Genomic DNA, 19,859 nt, shown 5'->3' with positions numbered 1-19,859 from the left:
GTCGATCCCCACCTCCCGCGCGTCCGCCGCGCCATTCCCCAACACGACGAGCTCAACAATGAACGACACGGTCTTGATTGCTGGAGCCGGACACGCCGGATTTCAGGTCGCCGTATCGCTGCGCCAGGCGAAATACGCCGGGCGCATCGCGCTGATCAACGACGAGAAGCACCTGCCGTATCAGCGGCCGCCATTGTCGAAGGCTTACTTGAAGGGCGACGGCGATCCGAACTCGCTGATGTTCCGCCCGGAAAAGTTCTTCCAGGATCAGGCGATCGAGCTGATCTCCGACCGGATGGTGTCGATCGATCGCGAGGGCCGCAAGCTGCTGCTCGCCTCCGGCACCGCGATCGAGTACGGCCACCTCGTGCTCGCCACCGGCGCCCGCAACCGGATGCTCGACGTGCCCAACGCGTCGCTGCCGGACGTGCTGTACTTGCGCACGCTCGACGAGAGCGAAGTGCTGCGGCAGCGGATGCCGGACAAGAAGCATGTCGTGGTGATCGGCGCCGGCTTCATCGGTCTCGAATTCGCCGCCACGGCGCGGGCCAAGGGACTCGAGGTCGACGTCGTCGAACTGGCGCCGCGGGTGATGGCGCGCGTGGTGACGCCGGAGATCTCCAGTTACTTCCATGACCGCCACAGCGCGGCCGGCATCCGGATGCACTACGGCGTTCGTGCGACCGAAATCGCCGCCGAGGGTGACCGCGTTACTGGAGTCGTGCTGAGCGACGGCAACACATTGCCCTGCGATCTCGTCGTGGTCGGGGTCGGCGTGATTCCGAACGTCGAGATCGCCGCCGCCGCCGGGCTGCCGACCGCCGCCGGCATCATTGTCGACCGGCAGCTTCTCACCAGCGATCCGCACATCTCGGCGATCGGCGACTGCGCGCTGTTCGACAGCGTCCGGTTCGGCGAGACGATGCGGGTGGAGTCGGTGCAGAACGCCACCGATCAGGCGCGCTGCGTCGCCACGCGTCTCACCGGCGACGCCAAACCTTATGACGGCTATCCGTGGTTCTGGTCCGATCAGGGCGACGACAAGCTGCAGATCGTCGGCCTCACCGCCGGTTTCGATCAGGTGGTGATCCGCGGCAGCGTCGCCGAACGCTCGTTCTCGGCGTTCTGCTACAAGGCCGGCAAGCTGATCGGCATCGAGTCCGTCAACCGCGCCGCCGACCACGTCTTCGGCCGCAAGATCCTGCCGCTCGACAAGTCGGTGACGCCGGAGCAGGCCGCGGATCTCAGCTTCGACCTGAAGAAGGCGGTGGCGTAGATCGGCGCTACTCTTTTGATGCCACACGGCTTCATCACGGTGCCGCGTGGTCCTCGTCCTGTATCCGGACTTCGACCGATCAACGACTGCGGGCGGGTCCGATGGGAAAGCAACAAGCAGGCCCGCGGGCTTGTGAGTGTGTTCGTGCGGGCCGTTTCGCTTCGAACCAAGCAACTCACTTCAGAATTCATCTTAGAGGATTTCTTAAAAGCCATCTGCGCTTGATTTGTCCGCGTGTCGCTTTCACCAATATCGTCGCGTTTAAGTCTGTATCGGACTGCTGAGCCGTCGAGAAACCGATTGCCGGCGAAGCAAACTGTCCGGCTTCTCGGGCGCAACCCCTGCGATTAGATCGAATCTGAACTCCGCCTTATTGCCGGAACCGCCCCCGTTATCTAGCCACAGCGGCGATATCGGGGGACCCTATGATCATCATCAACCATCGACGATACCTGCTTCTCGGCGCAGCGACCGCGATCGCGTCGCTTTGGTTCTGCAGCGTCCCCTCTCTCAGCCGAGCCCAGACGGCAGCATCGACCACGCTGCCGCCGGTCTCTGTCGATCCGCCTCGACAGCGCGAACGCGCGACGACGGTTCGCACGCGATCGGCCGCGCCGAAGCGCACCAGCCGCGTCGTGCCACGACAATCCGCCGAACGGCCTCCGGCGCCCAGGCCGGCCGCCACGGTGGGAACCACGCACACGGTTGGTGACCCGCCTCCCGCTTACGCCGGCGGACAGGTCGCGACCGGCGGCCGAGTCGGTGTTCTCGGCAATCTCGTCTACGCGAATTCCCCGTTCAGCAGTGTTTCGTACACGTCCGAACTGATCAGGAATCAGCAAGCCACCAGCGTCGGCGACGTGCTGCTCAACGATCCGACCGTGCGGGTTGCGCAGGGATTCGGTAATTTCGCCGAGGTCTACATCATCCGCGGCTTTCCGCTCTACGGCGACGATCTTGCCCTCAACGGGCTGTACGGCATCGTGCCCCGTCAGTTCGTCGCAGCGCCATTGGTCGAACGGGTCGAGATTCTGCGTGGCGTCAGTGCGTTCGTCAACGGAGCTGCCCCCGGCAACAGCGGCGTCGGTGGCTCGGTCAATCTCGTTCCGAAGCGCGCTCCGCTGAACGACCTGAACAGCCTCACCATAGGCTACGAGAGCTCGGGTCAGGTTCTCAGCACGATCGATGTGGCGCGCCGGTTTGGCGACTTCAAAGAATGGGGCGTTCGTGTCGGTGCGACCGGGCGAACAGGAGAGACCTCGGTCGACGGACAGGATCGAAAGCTCGGGGCCGCGTCCCTCGACGTCGATTACAACGGAGAGAACGCGCGTTTCAGTGCCGATCTCGGCTATCAGGATCGTCACCTCGACAGTCCGCGGCCCCAAGTCGGACTGGCCGGAGCGCCGCCCAGTCCGCCAAAGGCCGACCAGAACTATGCGCAGCCTTGGACCTATGCGAACGACCGTAACCTCTTCTTCGTCACGCGCGGAGAGGTCGATCTTACCGAATCTGTCACTGCGTGGGCTTCGGGTGGTTTTAGGTTCGGCGACGAAGACAATGTCCTCGCTAATCCCACTGCGACATCGACCGGCAGCCTGAGCGCCTATCGGTTCGATAACGTTCGAAAAGACACGGCCTTCTCGGGCGATGCCGGTGTGCGAGCCACCTTCGACACTGGCCCGGTGAGTCATCGTGTGGTCGTGTCGGGGGCCGGAACCACGCTCGATTCCAAGAACGCGTATGCGTTCTCCAATTTTGCGGGCTTCTCGGCGGGCACGCTTTACAATCCCGTCGGTGTCGCGCAGCCCGCGGCGAACTACTTTTTGGGCGGCGTTCTTTCCGATCCTTTGATCACGGAGCAGACGCGCACGTCGAGTTTCGCCGTTGCCGACACGCTCTCGTTTCTCGGCGAGAGCGTCCTGCTGACGCTCGGCGGTCGCTACCAGAAAGTATCTCAGGACACGTTCAACTATAATACAGGTGCGCTCGGATCTGCTGCCGAGGGATCTGCGGTCACACCGGTGGTCGGGCTGGTGCTGAAACCCCTTCGCGGAGTGTCGCTTTTCGCCAACTATGCGGAGGCACTTCAGCGCGGTGGTATTGCGCCGGCGACCAGCGGCGGACAGGTCATTCTGAATGCCGGTGAGACGCTCAGTCCCTACGTCAGCAAGCAGTACGAGGTCGGCGCCAAGTTCGACGGCGGAAACTTCGGCGCGACCCTCAGCCTGTTCTCGATCACCCAGCAGCAGGCGATCGTCGAGAACCGGATCTACCAGGCAGCCGGCGAGCAGCAGAATCGGGGCGTCGAACTGTCCTTCTACGGCGAGCCGGTGAAGGGCGTGAGGCTTCTCGGCGGCGTCACCGGCATAGATCCCAAGCTTCAGAACACCCAGGACGGCCTCTACAACGGCAACTACGCTGTCGGCGTGCCGCGGTTGCAAGGCAATCTGGGCGCGGAATGGGATCTGCCCTTTATTCCCGGCATGACGGTGGACGGCCGGCTGATTTACACCGGTAAGCAATACACCGACGCGGCGAACATCAATCAGGTCGACAGCTGGATGCGTCTGGATCTGGGGCTGCGCTACGCTACGGCCTGGAACAAGACGCGCGTCACCTATCGTTTGCGCGTGCTGAATGTAGCCAACGAATCGTATTGGGCCTCGGTGGGCGGGTATCCAGGAGCGAACTACCTTGTTCAGGGGGCTCCTCGAACCTTCCTGGCCAACATGAGCGTGGATTTCTAGGCAGCCTGCAATCGGCGGCACGAAAGCGTGTTCCGGCGACGCGGAAGCCGGTCCGCGCGAGGAAAGCGCATCAGAACAAACAGGCGGCGCTCCGGCTCTGATCCCATCAGAGCCGGAAATCCTCTACTCCGCCGCCGCTGCGAATTCGCGCATCACTGCTTCGATATCCTTCACCGTCGGCAGGCCGGCTTCGTTGCCGAGCTTCTGAATCTTGTAGGTCGAGGCGGCGCGGGCGAATTCGAAGTGATGCTGCCAGCTCTGCGCCGGATTGTTCAGATAGGAAAACACATAGGCGCCGTGGAAGACGTCACCGGCGCCGTTGGTGTCGATCACCCGCTCGCGCGGAATCGGCAGCGCCGGCATGGTCCGCACCGTGCCGGCTTCGTCGTACCAATACAGCCCCCGCTCGCCGAGCGTGACGCCGCCGACCCGGCAGCCGCGCGACTTCAGATAGTCGAGCATCTTTTCCGGCGTCATGTCCATCTGCTCGCACAGCCGCTCGGCGACGATCGCGACGTCGATGAATTCCAACAGCTCGTGGGTGTTGGTACGCAGGCCGCCGCCGTCGAGCGACGTCAGGATGCCGGCCTCGCGGCACAGCTTGGCGTAATGGATCGCCGCGTCGGGCTGGTGGCCGTCGACGTGCAGGGCGCGGCAAGGGCCGAGATTAAGCAGCGGAAACGGATGGATGTGTTCGTCGTCGCGGCAGCGCACGATGGCGCGCTTGCCGTCCTTCGGCATGATGAAGGACAGCGACGAGGACGCGACCTTGCGCGGATGAATTTCGATGCCGTATTTCGCGCTCATGTCCTGAAACATCCGCCCGAGCCAGTCGTTGGCGACGGTGGCAATCAGGTCGGGCACGATGCCGAGCTTGGCGCAGCAGAACGCCGCGGTCACCGCATTGCCGCCGAACGACACTGCATAGTCGGACGCGACGTGCTTCTCGTCGCCGGTCGGCATGTGGTCGGTGATGAAGGTGACGTCGATGTAGGTCTGTCCGATGAAGAGTGCGTGCATGAGAGTCCCGAGGCTGCGACCGGTTCCGGCGCTCTCAGCATAGCATTGCCGTTCGCGGCGCATTCGCTAAAATTTTTCGCAGCGGTGCAACTGATACGACTGCGTTTTCGCCGAGAATCCGGTCATAACGGCGCGCGCGCTGCCTTGTTCCGGGCAGCCGCGGTCAGGGAGGAGAGGGTGGCGGTCGCAGGCGAGCGAGCGGCGCGTGGTGCGGCCGGTTGGTGGCGCCACCTCGTTATCGTCCGGGGATGGCGTGGCGATGAACCGAAGCGACAAACCCGATAGCATCGTGAAGCAAATCACCGCATGGGGCGATTTGCGTGCGGGGGAACGTCCATGATTACCGCGATCGATCACATTGTCGTCCTGGTCAGCGATCTCAACGAAGCGGTTGCGACCTACCAGACGCTGCTCGCCCGCGCGCCGGCCTGGCGCAGCGGCGACGAAGGCTCCGACAACGTTCTGTTTACCTTCGACAACATGTCGTTGGAGTTGATGGCGCCGTCCGGCAGCGGACCGATCGCCGAGCGGCTGCGCACGCTGATCAAACTTGAGGGAGAGGGCATCGCCAGCCTGTGCTTCCGCGTCGCCGATGCCGCGGCGGCGCGCCATCGGCTGGAGCGGGTGGCGCTGCAGCCGACGCCGGTCGCCGAGGTCGAGGGCCGCGATCGGACGACCGGTGCCACGCTGACGTGGAAGCGAACCCGGACCGCGACCGAGACAACCCGCGGGGTGCGGCTGTTCTTCCTCGAACTCGGCTCCGAGCGGCCGCATTCGCTGGTGACGGGGCCGGCGCCGGTCGTTGGATTGGATCACCTGGTGATCTCGACCGCCGATCCGAACCGTGCCGCGGCGCTGTACGGTGCGCGGCTCGGACTCGATATGGCGCTGGACCGCTCGCAGCAGGACTGGGGGCGGCTGATGTCGTTCCACTGCGGCGATCTACGGCTCGAGGTCGTCCACCGGCCGGTGGCGGGCTCGGACGCCGAGCACGACAAGCTGTGGGGCATGGGCTGGCGCGTCGACGACGTCGAGGCGGCACGCGAGCGATTGCTGGCTGCAGGTCTCACGGTCACTTCGTCGCGGGCCGGTCGTCACGCCGACACCCGCGTCGTGACGGTGCGCAGCGGCACGCACCGGATTCCGACCCTGCTGGTGCAGCGGACGCTGGCCTAGCGCAGGTCCGGCTCCGGTCGCAGCAGAACCGGCACTCTCGTCTTTTGCGTTGGCGCGATTTCTTCGCGCGAGCCGGTTCTCGACTCGCCCTTAACGCTCCAGCGTCGACATCGGCGAAGCAAAAGCCGGCGCCCTACCACCAGCTCGATTGCGGCTGATAGTAATAGCCGCCGCGGCGGCGGGGTTCGGAGCGGCTTTCCATGCGGCGCGGGAAGCCGCCATTCGACCATCCATTGTCCCAGCCGCTGTTGTTGTCCCAGCCGCCGTCGCCCCAGCCGTCATCGCTCGCCACCGGCACTTCGCGGGTCGGTTTGCGGGTGATGAAGCCGCCCTGCGGCTGATCGCTCAGTACCGCGACGAACTCGGTGCGGTAATTAGTCTCTGCGCTCAGCGGCTCGTCCGAGATGATGATCGAGGAGCGCGGCTGCGCGGTTGGGGCGATCCGCTCCAGCACCTCCGGCGGAATCGTGATGCGGTCGAGCGCATTCTTGGCGCCATCGGCGTTCTCGATCGTTACCACGCTCCAGCGCAGGCCGGCGTCGGCGCGTGCCATCGCGGTGAAGATGTGAGTGCCGATCGGCCGGTCCGGATCGCGGATCGTCACCGGGACTTCGATCGAGGAATCGAACAGCTCGCCACCGTCGGGGAGCGGCTTATGAGTGTTGCGCCGGACATAGAGTTTCTGTGTCGCGCGGCTGATGTAGATCGACACCGGTTCCAGCGCCAGCTTGGCGTCGGTCGCCAGCTTCGCGGTCTCGGCCTTCTGTGCCGCGGCGGTTTTCGCGGCATCCTTGGTGGCGGTCACCGCGGCCTGCTTGGCGTCGGCATCGGCCTTGGCGGTTTCGAGCTGGGTCGCGACCTCGCCCAATTGCTGCGCAGCCTTCTGCTGTCGCTCTTCCGCCTTGGCTTTGGCTTCGTCGGTCTTGGCGGCGATCAGCACCTGGTCGGCCGCCTTCAGCGCCGCTTCGGCGCGCGCCTTGGCGCGCTCCAGCTTGCGCAGTTCGCCCTTCAGCGGCTTGACCGCGCGGGCGGCGGCGGTCGCGGCGGCCTTGGCTTCGTCGGCAGCCTGGGCGGCCTGCTCGGCCTCGCGGGTCGTCGTCTCGGCCCGCGCCGGCGCGGCGGCGAGCGCATCGGCGGTCGGGGAGAACAATGCCGGATGGCTGATCTCGACCGGGGCGGCGTCCGCGGGCGACACGATCACCCGCATGCCGATCTTGGCCTTGTCGAAGACCTGTTCGGCGAAGCCATAGGGCATCCGCACGCAGCCGTGCGACGCCGGATAGCCGGGCAGCGGCCCGCCGTGCAGCGCAACGCCGTTCCAGGTGATGCGCAGCATATGCGGCATCCAGGCGTCGTCGTACATCGTCGAGCGGTGGTCCTTGTCCTTCTCGACCACGGCGAACACGCCGGCCGGGGTCTCGCGCCCGGTGGTGCCGGTCGAGACCGGTGCGCGATAGATCCACCCTTCGGAATCGTACAGCGTTACCCGTTGGCCCTTGATCGACACGATCGCCATGATCGGCTCGCCGGCCTCGCGCGGCGCGACCGCTTCGGTCGTCGCCGCGGGGCGCGCCCGTTTGGCGCTGGCATCGAAGGTCGGTGTTGCCACTGCGAGCAGCGTCGCCAGACCGAGGAGGGCCGGCGCTTTGAAGCGCCGCAAGGCGCCATGCTTGATCGTCGCTCGCTTCACTGCGCCTCGCTTTTCGAAAGTAACGCTCGCCTCGAGCGAACGAATCCCAGCCCATGTTGTTCGAAATCCGCGAGCGCCGCCACCGGTTGCATGCCGAGTGGCGCTGCGACGATCTGCCCGGACAGCGTAGAGCCATCGCAGGCGAGTGTGGTCGGACGATGGGGGCTCGCGCAGTGTCAGGCCAGCCGGCACGGGACGCTGAGGTAACCCCGGAATCGGACCCGGCCGCCACGCTGCGGTGACCCATCCAGGATGTAACCGGGAAAGCGTGCGAGGAAGCGCGCAATCGCAATCGCGCCTTCCAGTCGTGCCAGCGCCATCCCGGCGCATTGATGCGGCCCGGACGCGAACGCCAGATGCCGGTTGGGGCTGCGTGCGATGTCGAACCGGTCGGGGTCGGCAAATTGCGACGGATCGCGGTTGGCTGCGCCGATGCACAGCGTCAGCGAGGTGTTGGGCGGCATCGAGATGCCGCCGATCTCCACCTCGGCGGTGGTGATGCGGTTGCCGAGCTGGTTGGAGCTTTCGTAGCGCAGGATTTCTTCGACCGCGGTCTTGATCAGGCCCGGCTCGGCGATCAGCCGCTGCTTCTGATCGGGATTGGCCGCCAGCGTGACCAGCCCGTTGCCGATCAGATTGGTGGTGGTCTCGTGGCCGGCGTTGAGCAGGAAGATGCAGTTGTGCAGCAGCTCCTTGGCGGTGAGTTTTTCGCCGCCGGCTTCGCCCTGAATCAGCCGGGTCAGCACGTCGCGCTCCGGATCGCCCGGCGCGGCGGCGCGACGCGCGATCAGGGTTTCCAGATAGCCGAGAAATTCCTGTACCGCCTGGTTGCCGAGCGCAAACGCCTCCGGCCCGATCACCGGCTCCAGCGCCCCGAGAATGGCCAATGACCAGCCGCGCAGCGGGGCGCGTTCGTCGTGCGGCACGCCGAGCAGATTGCCGATCACCTCAATCGGAATCGCGGCGGCAAAATCTTCGATCAGATCGACCCGACCCTTGGCCGCCATCGCATCCAGCAGCCGGTCGAGCAGCGCGATCAGATCCGGCTCCATGCCGGCGATTGCCCGCGGCGTCAGCGCACCCATGATCAGCCGGCGGACGCGGGTGTGCGACGGCGGGTCGTTGAACACCAGGCTGGCGGTGTGATGCTCGAACAGCAGGGAGTCGCCGTATTTCGGCGCGAATTCGCGCTTCTTGTCCGAGGAGAACAGCACGGTGTTCTTGTAGACCGCGATCAGATCGTCGTAGCGGGTCAGGAAATAGCCGCCGCTCGCCAGCCGCTTGACCGGCTGATGCGCCTGCAGAGCGTGGTAGGTGGGGTAGGGATCGTCATAAAAATCAGGCGTCAGACGTGCGAGATCGAACGCTTCCGCGAGCTGTGCTGGGGACGTTTCCATGTCGTTTCCGCTTTTTGGCGTGTATAGGCGATTTACGACGTTGCCGAAACGGTCGAGAAATCCGTCGCCGAGGTCTTGCGGATGGAACCGGCCCGACGCATGTCAGGCGACGGCCGGTGTGTGGATCGGATGGGGTGGCAGAGCGCCGGACTGCGCTGTCGGCCGCATTCCCCTCACGATTCATTGCTTCTCGGCGTTCTTGATTGACAATTGCAAAGGTGAGTGTTTACTCACAAAATGACTTCACTCCGCATGACCAGTGACCTGCGCCGGGAATTGATCCTGAGCGCAGCCAAGCGTTGCTTTGCTCGGAACGGCTTTGCAGGGACCACCACCAAGAGCGTCGCGGCCGCCGCGTCGATCTCGGAAGGGTTGCTGTTCAAGCACTTCCCGAGCAAGGCGGTGCTGTATGCCGAGATTCTGGCTTGCGAGTGCGAGGCTGATCCGGCGTTGAGCGATCTGCGCGGCGCCCCACCTTCGACCAAGACGCTGGTGGTGCTGGTCCGGGAGATGGTGCAGCACTTCCTGCACGCTTGCGACCAGCCTGACCAGGACGAGGAGCAGCGGCTGCGGCTCCTGGTGTCCAGCCAGCTCGACGATGGCGAGTTTGCCCGTCTGGTCTATGAGAAGATCGCCGGGCTGATCGGGCGGACATTCGTGATGTCCCTGGAGAAGGCAGTCGAGACGGGCGACGCGGTCCGGATCGGGCACGACCCGATGAACCTGTTCTGGTTCGCCCATCATACGCTGCTGATGGCGGCTCTGACCCGGCTGCCGTCGGTGCCGTGCCTGAGTTACGGCGCGCCTGTCGATGTGGCGCGCCAGATTTGTGAATTCATCCTACGTGGAATTGGTTTGAACGAAGCCGCAATTGACGCCCATCTCGACCGCGAGTTTTCGGCAGGTTCGATGCAGGCGGAAACGACAGAAAGTGCATGACATGACGCTTGCGACAGAAACTCCGCCGTCGGCGCGGAGCTCCAGCGAGAAGCCGCGCCCGCGCCCGGTGCGGAAGGTTCGCTGGTTCATCATCGTCGGATTGCTGTTGGCGCTGCTGGTGGGCGCGCTGGTCGGCTTCAATGCCTTCCGCAATCATATGATCGCGCAGTTCTTCGCCAACAACAAACCGCCGCCAATTACTGTGACGGTGTCCGAGGCGAAGAGCGAGGTGCTGCCGAATCTGCTGACCGCGGTCGGCGATCTGGCGGCCGTGCATCAGGTCAACGTCACCTCCGACGTCTCGGGCCGCATCACCGACATCCTGTTTCAGGCCGGCGCCGAGGTGAAGCAGGGCACCCCGCTGGTGAAGCTGTTCGACGAGACCGAGCAGGCCGATCTCGCCAATTACCGCGCCCAGGCCAAGGTCGCCGAGCTGTCGCTCGATCGCGCCAAGCAGCTGGCGGCGCGCCAGTTCGGGCCGCAGGCGACGGTGGATTCGGCGCAGGCCGCGTTCGACCAGGCCAATGCCGGCATCGCCAAGACCGAGGCGCTGATCTCGCAGAAGCTGGTCAGGGCGCCGTTCGACGGCGTGCTCGGCGTTCGTCACGTCGAAGTCGGCCAATATCTGACCGCCGGCACGCAGATCGTGACGCTGACCGATCTGTCGCGCGTCTACGCCAACTTCACCGTGACGGAAAAGGATTCCGGCACGCTCGCGGTCGGCCAGTCCGTGCGTGTGACGGTCGACGCCTATCCGGGCCGGGTGTTCGACGGCAAGATCACAACGATCGAGCCGCAGATCTCGTCCGACACCCGCAACATCCGGGTGCAGGCGACGCTCGACAATCCCGGGCATGTGCTGCGGCCCGGCATGTTCGCGACCACCACGGTGGTGCTGCCGGACAAGCCGGCGGTGGTCACCGTGCCGGAGACCGCGGTCGACTACACGCTGTACGGCGACTCCGTTTTCCTGATCAAGGACGAGAAGGGCGAGGACGGCAAGAGCAAGCTGTCGGCGGTGCGGACCTTCGTTCGTACCGGCGACCGGATCAACGGCCGCACCGTCATTTTGAGCGGGGTGACGCCGGGCGATCGCGTCGTCGCGGTCGGCCAGCTCAAGCTGCAGTCGGGCGCCGCGGTTACGATCTCGACCGATCCGCCCCCGCCGCAGCCGAAGACGCCGCCGCGCTACTAACAGCCGAAGCGTCGGCCGCGCCCAGGGGCGCGGCTCGTTCGCCATTGAATAGGTCCGGCCGGCGATCGTCGCCGTCCGGGGACAACTCAACCGCAGCACGGCCGCGCAAGGCGCGCCGGGTGTGCGCCACGGAGCGTCCGTATGGTCCTCACAGACATCTTCATCAAGCGCCCGGTGCTGTCGCTTGTGGTCAGCATGCTGATCCTGCTGATCGGCTTTCGCGCCGCGATGACGCTGCCGATCCGGCAATATCCGAAGCTGTCCAACACCGTGGTGACCATCACCACGGCGTATCCTGGCGCGTCGCCGGATCTGATGCAGGGCTTCATCACCACGCCGCTGGAGCAGGCGGTCGCCTCGGCCGAAGGCGTCGACTACATCACCTCGTCGTCGACCCAGGGGCAAAGCCTGATCACGGTCTACGTCAAGCTCAACTTCGATCCGAACCAGGCCCTTACCGAGGTGATGGCCAAGGTGAACTCGGTCAAGTACCTGATCCCGAAGGAAGCCAACGACCCGGTGATCGTCAAGTCCACCGGCCAGACCACGGCGGTGATGTATATCGGGTTCTCGAGCAACGAATTGTCGGGCTCGGCGATCTCGGACTACCTGACGCGCGTGGTGCAGCCGGTGCTGTCCACGGTCGACGGCGTCGCCTCTGCCGATATTCTCGGCGGCCAGACGTTCGCGATGCGGATCTGGCTCGATCCGATCCGGATGGCGGGGCGCGGCGTGTCGGCGAACGACATCACGGCGGCGATCCAGGCCAACAACTTCCAGGCGGCGGCCGGTCAGACCAAGGGCTATCTGACCGTTTCCAACATCACCACCAACACCGACCTGCAGAACGCCGATCAATTCAAACGCATGATCGTCAAAGCCAAGGACGGCGGATTCGTGCGGATGGAGGACGTCGCCACCGTCGAACTGGCGGCACAGAGCACCGATTCCAGCGTGGCGTTCTCCGGCGAACGCGCGATCTTCATCGGCGTGCAGGCGACACCGCAGGGCAACCCGCTCAACATCGTCACCGGCGTGCGCGCGCTGTTCCCGGATATTGAGCGCAATTTGCCGCCGTCGATGCACATGAAGGTGGCCTACGACTCGACCAAGTTCATCCGCTCGTCGATCGACGAAGTGGAGAAGACGCTGATCGAAGCGGTCGGCATCGTCATCGTGGTGATCTTCCTGTTCCTGGCCTCCCTGCGGTCGGTGATCATCCCGGTGGTGACGATCCCGCTGTCGCTGATCGGCGTCTGCACCGCGATGCTGGCGCTCGGATTCTCGATCAACCTCTTGACCCTGCTGGCGATGGTGCTGGCGATCGGTCTTGTGGTCGACGACGCCATCGTGGTGGTGGAGAACATCCATCGCCATTTGGAGGAGGGGAAGAGTCCGGTTCAGGCCTCGCTGATCGGCGCCCGTGAAATCGTCGGGCCGGTGATCTCGATGACCATCACGCTGGCGGCGGTGTACGCCCCGATCGGCTTCCTCGGTGGCCTCACCGGCGCGCTGTTCCGCGAATTCGCCTTCACGCTCGCCGGCTCGGTGATCGTCTCCGGCATCATCGCTCTGACGCTGTCGCCGATGATGTGCTCGGTGCTGCTCAAGCACCAGGAGAGCCAGGGCTGGTTCGCCCAGAAGGTCGATTCCGTGTTCAGCGCCGTGACCCGGTGGTACGGCCGTCAGCTCGACCGTTCGCTCGACTATCGGCCGATCACCGGCCTGTTCGCGGTCGTGATCCTCGGCCTGGTCGGCTTCATGTACATGAACACGTCCAAGGAGCTGGCGCCGGAAGAAGATCAGGGCATCGTGTTCGCGGTGACCAAGGCGCCGAAATACGCCAACATCGACTACGCCAACTATTATGGCGAGAAGCTCGACAAGGCCTATGCCAGCTTCCCCGAAACCGATCTGCGCTTCATCCTGAACGGCACCTCGGGACCGAACAACGGCATCGCCGGCATGCTGCTGAAGCCGTGGGACGAGCGCAAGCGCACCGCCATGCAGCTCAAGCCGCTGGTGCAGGCCGAGCTCAGCAAGATCGAGGGCGTCAACGCCTTCGCCTTCAACCTGCCGCCGCTGCCCGGCGGTCCGGGCGGTCTGCCGATCCAGATGGTGATCAACTCGACCGCCGGGTTCCGCGCGGTCTACGAGGAGATGGTCAAGCTGAAGGACGCTGCGCGCAAGAGCGGTCTGTTCATCGTTGCCGACAGCGACCTCGACTTCAACCAGCCGGTGGTGCGGGTGACGATCGATCGCACCAAGGCGAGCGATCTCGGCATCAACATGCAGCGGCTCGGCTCGACGCTGGCGACGCTGCTCGGCGGCAACTACGTCAACCGCTTCAACCTCGAAGGCCGGTCGTATCAGGTGATCCCGCAGGTGCCGCGTGCCGACCGCCTGACACCGCAATCGCTCGACGGCTTCTACGTGCCGAGCGCGAGCGGGCAGCAGGTGCCGCTGTCGACGCTGGTGAAGATCGAGACCGCGACCGACCCGAACGCGCTGACGCACTTCAACCAGCTCAACTCCGCCACCTTCCAGGCGGTGCCGATGCCGGGCGTCACCGTCGGCCAGGCGGTCGACTTCCTCGAACAGCAGGCCAAGAACCTGCCGTCCGGCTTCAGCCACGACTACCTCGCCGACGCGCGGCAGTACGTGCAGGAAGGCAACCAGCTCGCCATCACCTTCGGCTTCGCGCTGATCATCATCTTCCTGGTGCTGGCCGCGCAGTTCGAGAGTCTGCGTGACCCGCTGGTGATCATGATCTCGGTGCCGATGGCGATCTCGGGTGCGTTGATCCCGCTGTTCTTCGGCGTGGCGACGATCAACATCTATACCCAGGTCGGTCTGCTCACCCTGGTCGGCCTGATCAGTAAGCACGGCATCCTGATGGTCGAGTTCGCGCGCGAGCTGCAGATCAAGGAGGCGCTCGACAAGCGCACCGCGATCGAGCAGTCGGCGCGGGTGCGGCTGCGGCCGATCCTGATGACCACCGCCGCGATGGTCACCGGCCTGCTGCCGCTGCTCACCGCCTCGGGCGCGGGCGCGGCCAGCCGGTTCTCCATCGGTCTCGTCGTCGTCTCGGGCATGATGATCGGTACGCTGTTCACGCTGTTCGTGTTGCCGGCGGTGTATGTGGCGATCGGCACCGATCACCGTGCCGCGCTGGAGTCCGATCGCGCCAAGCAGATCGAGGACTACGAGATGGAGCACGGCTCGCCGGCGCTGAAGCCGAGCTGAGCGAAGCCCTGCGATTTTCCGACAACGATGGCGGGCCGATCGGCCCGCCATTTTGTTTTCGGCGCGTGCGATTCGTCATCGTCGCGTCATCCGGATTCGCAGACCGACGATTGTGATCGTCGCAATGATGTCGAATGCAGCGAGCTGCCCGGCGTTTGAGCTGCCGATGACGAGGCTCTCGGCAGCGGTCTGCCGCAGTCACGACGCGCCGTTATGGCACCCCTGCAAACACGGTTTGGCGTTGGCGATCGCGGGCCGATGCGCTTAACTTGAGTCCATGAAGCGGAACGAGACCGATGTCGTGGTGCTCGGCGCGGGCATCGTCGGTGTCTGCGCTGCGTTACATTTGCAGCGCCGCGGGCGCGATGTGGTGCTGGTCGATCGCAACGGCACCGCGGGCGACGAGACCAGCTACGGCAACGCCGGGTTGATCGAATGCGCCTCGGTGTTTCCCTACATGTTTCCGCGCGATCTCGGCCATCTGCTGCGCTACGCAGTGAACGGCTCGGCGGATGCGCATTATCAGGTCTCCGGTATTCCCGAATTCCTGCCCTGGCTGGTGCGCTATTTTCTCGCCTCGTCGCCGCGCCGCGCCGCCGAGACGGCCAAGGCGGCGTTGCCGCTGATCCGGCGCAGCCTGCTCGAACATGAGACGCTGATCGCCGAAGCCGGCGTGCCGGAGCTGCTGCGCAAGACCGGCTGGATCAAGCTGTTCCGTTCGCCGAACAGCTTTGGCAAGGCGCTCGGCGATCTCGAACGGGCGCGGCAGTTCGGCGTCGTCGCCGACGTGCTCGACCAACGCGGCATCGCCGAACGCGAGCCGAACCTCACCGGCGATTTCACGGGGGCGATCCACTGGCTGGAGCCCGGTTCGATCCCGGATCCCGGCGGGCTCGTCAAAGCCTATGCGGCGCTGTTCTCCCGGCGCGGCGGGCGCTTCGTCAAAGGCGATGCGCGCACGCTGCAGCAGGAGGAGGCCGGCTGGCGGATTGCGACGGAGCTTGGCGTCGTCACGGCGCGTGAAGCGGTGGTGGCGATGGGGCCGTGGTCCGATCTGGTGTTCAAGCCGCTCGGTTACCGCTTCCCGCTCGGCGTCAAGCGCGGCTATCACATCCATCTTGCCCCGCGCGGCAACGCCAGCCTTCAGCACGCGGTGCTCGACGCCGATCGCGGCTATCTGCTGGCGCCGATGAACCGCGGCATCCGCCTCACCACCGGTGCCGAATTCGCGCGCCGCGACGCGCCGCCTTCGCCGGTGCAGGTCGCGCAGACCCTGCCGATGGCGCGCGCGCTGTTTCCGCTCGGCGACACCATCGAGCAGCAGCCATGGATGGGCGCGCGGCCGTGCCTGCCCGACATGCTGCCGCTGATCGGCCGCGCGCCGCGCCATCCCGGCCTGTGGTTCGATTTCGGTCACCAGCATCACGGCCTGACGCTGGGGCCGGTCACCGGCCGGCTGCTCGCCGAAATGATGACCGGCGAACAGCCGCTCACCGATCCGCGTCCCTTCTCCGCCGAACGCTTCGGTTGAAGCCTCACGCTTTTGCGTTGGATCGCTTGCATCGCGACGCCAGTCGCGGCGATACTGCTCGATGCGTCAATGCAGGACTGTGGAGCGGCCATGAAAGTCAACGTCGAGATCGATTGCACGCCGGAAGAAGCACGGCAGTTCTTCGGGCTTCCCGACGTGCAGCCTATGCAGACCGCGGTGATGGACAAGCTCCAGGAACAGATGCTGTCGAACATCGAGAAGGTGTCGCCCGAGGCGTTGATGAAGACCTGGTTCACTTTCGATCCGAAGCTCGCTGAGCGATTCGGCGAAATGTTCATCACGATGACGGGGCTCGGCGGCGCGCTGACCAAGGACAAGAAGTAACCATCGGAGATGCGATGCCTGACGAGCGCGGCGCCGGCGAGAGTCGCGATCGGCTGAAGCCGCCGAGCGTCGCGCTGCTGCTCGCCGAGGCGCGCAGCTTCTTCGAGTTCAACGCCAGCCTGCTGCTGTCGCCGCTGCTGCTGCGCGCGCCACGCGGCGATGGTCATCCGGTGCTGGTTCTACCCGGTTTGCTCGCCAGCGATCTGTCGACCGCGCCGATGCGGCGCTATCTCAGGCTCCTCGGCTATCAGGTGTTCGCCTGGGAGCTGGGCCGCAATCTCGGCGGCATCTACCGGATGCGCGCCCGTCTGCGCGACCGGCTCACCGCGGTTCATGACGCGACAGGCCGCAAGGTCAGTCTGGTCGGGTGGAGCCTCGGCGGCGTCTATGCGCGCGATCTGGCGCTGCATGCGCCCGAGATGGTGCGCGACATCATCACGCTCGGCAGCCCGTTCACCGGCGACGTCACCGCCACCCATGCCAAACGGATCTACGAAAGGCTGTCGGGCGAAGAGCTGACCGAGGTTCACCTCGAAGACCTCGAGCCGCTCGGCGGGGAGATGCCGGTGCCGGCCACGTCGATCTATTCCCGCACCGACGGCATCGTGAACTGGCGCACGTCGCGCTTGCAGCCATCGCCGCGCGCCGAGAACATCGAGGTCGTGCTTGCGAGCCATATCGGCTTGATCGTCAACGCCGCCGTGCTGTGGGCGATCGCCGACCGGCTGGCGCAGCCGGAAGGCGAGTTCACCCCGTTCGATCGCTCCGGTCCATTTGCCTTCGCCTACGCGGTGCCGAGCCGGTAAAAGGTCTTCGCGCGGCGTGCCGCGCAGGACAACGAGGGGAGACCGCAATGGCCGACAAGGACAACGATCCCGCAGCCGCTTGGCAGGCGATGTTCGGGGAAATGAGCAAGGGATTCGCTGCGTTCGCCAATCAGGCGCTGGCGTCGCCGGAGCTCGGCAAAGTCGCGCAGCAGGTCGGCGGCGTTTCTGCCGAGGCGCACAAGCAGTTCGCCGAGATGATGGACAAATATCTTGCCGGTATGAATCTGCCTTCGCGCGCGCAGATGCAGGAGTTCAACGCCCGGCTCGCGGAGGTTGAGCGGCGGCTCGACGAACTGGCGGCTGCTGTCCATCCGGCGAAGTCAGCCAAGCCGAAAGGCTCGGGCGGTGGCTCGTAGATTTACGAGTGTAATGCTTCGAAAAGCACGTGCTGATTGTGTTAATGTTTGTAGAATATTCTTTTATATCAATCCCTTAACATAGATTTTGTATTGCATTGCAGCAATTTCATTGCAACGCAATATCGCTTGTGTCATATTTGTCTGGCCCGGGCCGCTGGTCGGACGGGAAGACCATGGCTCAGGCACGAGGATGGAGATTTGAAATGACCGATGCTGCTAATCACGAGAGCTTCACCCAAGCGGCCGAAACGGTGGCCGATAGCGTCAAGCAGGCATTCCAGCCGGTGACCGACGCGTTCAAGAACTTCCAGACCCTCGAGGTTCCGGAAGCCGCCCGCGACTTCGTCAAGCGTGCCGCCGGCACTGCCAAGGAGAAGGCCGCGGACTTCCACGCCGGTTCGGAGAAGGTGACCTCGGTGATCGAGGAAACCGTCGCCAATTCGGTGAGCGAAGCCGCCAAGATCACCCGCAATATCCAGCAGGCGATCTATCAGGACACCCAGGCGTTCTTCACGGGCCTCGACAGGCTTGCGTCGGCGAAGTCGGTGAACGAGGCGTTCCAGATCCAGTCTGATCTTGCCCGCTCGCAGGGCGAAGTGCTGGTGTCGCGCGCCAAGTCCGCCACCGAGTACTTCAGCAAGCTGGCCAGCGAGAGCGCCAAGACGGTGCAGGACAACTTCGCTAAGACCTTCAGCAAGTCGGCCTAAGCGCCGCTGCTGTCGACCCCGAGCCTCGCGTTCGAGGCTCGCTGTTCCTCCCGACCTCGGCCCGCTCACGCGGGCCTTTCTTTTTGGGCGTCCTTTTATCTGGCGTCCCATCCCGTCAGTCCGGGTAGAGAGCGATCAGCTCGCGAGCCCGGAATCCCGAGGTTGTTGTGTGTTGCGGAGATTCCGGGTTCGCACTTGCGCGCGCCCCGGAATGACGGGTGGAGGGGCCTTCGACCTACACTCGCCGCGCCACCGCGGCCCGCTCGCTCTTCTTCCGCGGCGCTGCCCGTTCAGCTTTGGCCGGCGTGGTTGTGATCACGCCGATCGCCTGTTCGGCGCCGGCGATCATCAGTGCGGTCACCATCTTCGCGTAGGTCTCGCGCGACAGGCCTTTGCCTTCGCGGAACCAGAGGTAGTGCCAGTTCAGCATGCCGAACAGCGACATCGTCAGCGGCTTGAGCAGCTCCGGTTTGGCGGCGGCGGCCGGGATCGCGGCGGCGATTGCGTCCGACATCGACACCACCAGCTTGCGTTCGAGCGCCTTCAACACGTCCTGCTGCTCCGGCGGCAGCAGCTTGAGGCTGGAGATCTGCACCTGATGTTCGGCGTCGGCGCCGCGATAGGCTTCGAGTAGCGCCGCCGAAATCGCAAACAATCTTTCGCTCGGAGTGCTTTCGCCCTGCGTTGCGGCGTCGACGACCGTGACCAGGTGCTGCAGGTGATCTTCGAGCAGATCGAACAGCACCGCATCCTTCGACGGGTAGTAGTGATACATCAGCGCCTTCGACACGCCGCAGGCATCGGCGATCATGGTGATCGAGGTGCCGGTGTAGCCGTGTTCGGCGAACAGCCGCGCGGAACGGCTGAGAATGCCGCGGCGTTTATCGTCGTAGTCGGTGGCTCGCGTGCGCGCCATGGGCGGTCGGAATCCTGTTGGCGGACAGTGCGTTGCGACGCACCATCGGTGTTCGGTTCCGACACTTGCATTGACCGTCCAATTGGTCAATTATATTTCCAACAAAGCCGGAGGAGATCGCCATGTACACCCAGGCACTGAACGTGTCGGACGGTGACGAGCGGAACATCGAGGACGCGACCCGCGCCGCGCGGTTCCAGGCGCGGATCGATGCCGAGGAGCGGATCGAGCCGAACGACTGGATGCCGGCCGCGTACCGCAAGACTCTGGTGCGTCAGATCTCCCAGCACGCGCATTCCGAAATCGTCGGCATGCTGCCAGAAGGCAATTGGATCACCCGTGCACCGACGCTGCGCCGGAAAGCGGCGCTGCTCGCAAAGGTTCAGGACGAGTGCGGCCACGGGTTGTATCTCTACGCCGCCGCAGAAACTCTGGGCGCCTCGCGCGAGGAGCTGGTCGATCAGCTGCTCAGCGGCAAGGCCAAGTAC

At 64.8% G+C, this 19,859-nt stretch carries 16 protein-coding genes; 12 read left to right on the top strand and 4 right to left on the bottom strand.

Going from position 1 to position 19,859, the window contains the following annotated elements:
- Nucleotides 1-58 precede the first annotated feature (58 nt).
- The gene (locus tag DY468_RS18225) at nt 59-1,276 is read left to right on the top strand and encodes an NAD(P)/FAD-dependent oxidoreductase (RefSeq protein ID WP_164606208.1); all 1,218 of its coding nucleotides are present in this window, start codon (nt 59-61) and stop codon (nt 1,274-1,276) included.
- Nucleotides 1,277-1,701: 425 nt separating this feature from the next.
- Complete coding sequence (locus tag DY468_RS18220) at nt 1,702-4,023, top strand: TonB-dependent receptor (RefSeq protein WP_164606207.1); 2,322 nt, start codon at nt 1,702-1,704, stop codon at nt 4,021-4,023.
- Between the two features lie 123 nt (nt 4,024-4,146).
- Here the strand turns inward: DY468_RS18220 and DY468_RS18215 are convergent, their stop codons facing one another.
- Entirely contained in the window at nt 4,147-5,043 is an 897-nt protein-coding gene (locus tag DY468_RS18215; protein WP_164606206.1) for a sugar kinase, read from the bottom strand.
- Nucleotides 5,044-5,379: 336 nt separating this feature from the next.
- Here DY468_RS18215 and DY468_RS18210 point away from each other — a divergent pair, with 336 nt between their 5' ends.
- Nucleotides 5,380-6,219 carry a VOC family protein gene (locus DY468_RS18210; RefSeq protein WP_164606205.1) on the top strand — a complete coding sequence of 280 codons (840 nt, stop codon included), beginning with the start codon at nt 5,380-5,382 and terminating at the stop codon, nt 6,217-6,219.
- Between the two features lie 133 nt (nt 6,220-6,352).
- Here DY468_RS18210 and DY468_RS18205 read toward each other — a convergent pair whose 3' ends face one another.
- Entirely contained in the window at nt 6,353-7,909 is a 1,557-nt protein-coding gene (locus DY468_RS18205; protein WP_164606204.1) for a L,D-transpeptidase, read from the bottom strand.
- A 176-nt stretch (nt 7,910-8,085) separates the two neighbouring features.
- Nucleotides 8,086-9,306, bottom strand: a complete 1,221-nt coding sequence (locus tag DY468_RS18200) for a cytochrome P450 (RefSeq protein ID WP_164606203.1) — start codon at nt 9,304-9,306, stop codon at nt 8,086-8,088.
- A gap of 237 nt (nt 9,307-9,543) precedes the next feature.
- Here DY468_RS18200 and DY468_RS18195 point away from each other — a divergent pair, with 237 nt between their 5' ends.
- From DY468_RS18195 to DY468_RS18160, 8 genes are all read left to right on the top strand, one after another.
- The gene (locus tag DY468_RS18195; protein ID WP_164606202.1) at nt 9,544-10,245 is read left to right on the top strand and encodes a TetR/AcrR family transcriptional regulator; all 702 of its coding nucleotides are present in this window, start codon (nt 9,544-9,546) and stop codon (nt 10,243-10,245) included.
- Between the two features lies 1 nt (nt 10,246).
- Nucleotides 10,247-11,440 carry an efflux RND transporter periplasmic adaptor subunit gene (locus DY468_RS18190; protein WP_164606201.1) on the top strand — a complete coding sequence of 398 codons (1,194 nt, stop codon included), beginning with the start codon at nt 10,247-10,249 and terminating at the stop codon, nt 11,438-11,440.
- 141 nt (nt 11,441-11,581) lie between these two features.
- Nucleotides 11,582-14,686, top strand: a complete 3,105-nt coding sequence (locus DY468_RS18185; protein ID WP_164606200.1) for a MexW/MexI family multidrug efflux RND transporter permease subunit — start codon at nt 11,582-11,584, stop codon at nt 14,684-14,686.
- 277 nt (nt 14,687-14,963) lie between these two features.
- Nucleotides 14,964-16,217 carry an FAD-dependent oxidoreductase gene (locus tag DY468_RS18180; RefSeq protein ID WP_164606199.1) on the top strand — a complete coding sequence of 418 codons (1,254 nt, stop codon included), beginning with the start codon at nt 14,964-14,966 and terminating at the stop codon, nt 16,215-16,217.
- Nucleotides 16,218-16,307: 90 nt separating this feature from the next.
- Nucleotides 16,308-16,562 carry a DUF6489 family protein gene (locus DY468_RS18175; protein WP_164606198.1) on the top strand — a complete coding sequence of 85 codons (255 nt, stop codon included), beginning with the start codon at nt 16,308-16,310 and terminating at the stop codon, nt 16,560-16,562.
- 14 nt (nt 16,563-16,576) lie between these two features.
- Nucleotides 16,577-17,368 carry an esterase/lipase family protein gene (locus DY468_RS18170; protein ID WP_164606197.1) on the top strand — a complete coding sequence of 264 codons (792 nt, stop codon included), beginning with the start codon at nt 16,577-16,579 and terminating at the stop codon, nt 17,366-17,368.
- Between the two features lie 47 nt (nt 17,369-17,415).
- Nucleotides 17,416-17,745, top strand: a complete 330-nt coding sequence (locus DY468_RS18165; RefSeq protein WP_164606196.1) for a poly(R)-hydroxyalkanoic acid synthase subunit PhaE — start codon at nt 17,416-17,418, stop codon at nt 17,743-17,745.
- A gap of 206 nt (nt 17,746-17,951) precedes the next feature.
- On the top strand, nt 17,952-18,455 hold the full coding sequence (locus tag DY468_RS18160) for a phasin (protein WP_164606195.1): 504 nt from the start codon (nt 17,952-17,954) through the stop codon (nt 18,453-18,455).
- Between the two features lie 235 nt (nt 18,456-18,690).
- Here the strand turns inward: DY468_RS18160 and DY468_RS18155 are convergent, their stop codons facing one another.
- Entirely contained in the window at nt 18,691-19,371 is a 681-nt protein-coding gene (locus tag DY468_RS18155) for a TetR/AcrR family transcriptional regulator (protein WP_164606194.1), read from the bottom strand.
- 122 nt (nt 19,372-19,493) lie between these two features.
- Between DY468_RS18155 and DY468_RS18150 the strand changes: the two genes are divergently transcribed.
- Nucleotides 19,494-19,859 (top strand): Phenylacetic acid catabolic protein (locus tag DY468_RS18150; protein ID WP_205512501.1); only part of this gene is annotated, 366 nt, incomplete at its 3' end.

This window comes from Rhodopseudomonas sp. BR0M22 (assembly GCF_010907035.1).
Classification (GTDB): Bacteria; Pseudomonadota; Alphaproteobacteria; order Rhizobiales; family Xanthobacteraceae; genus Rhodopseudomonas.
This window is presented reverse-complemented; position numbering and strand designations above follow the sequence as displayed.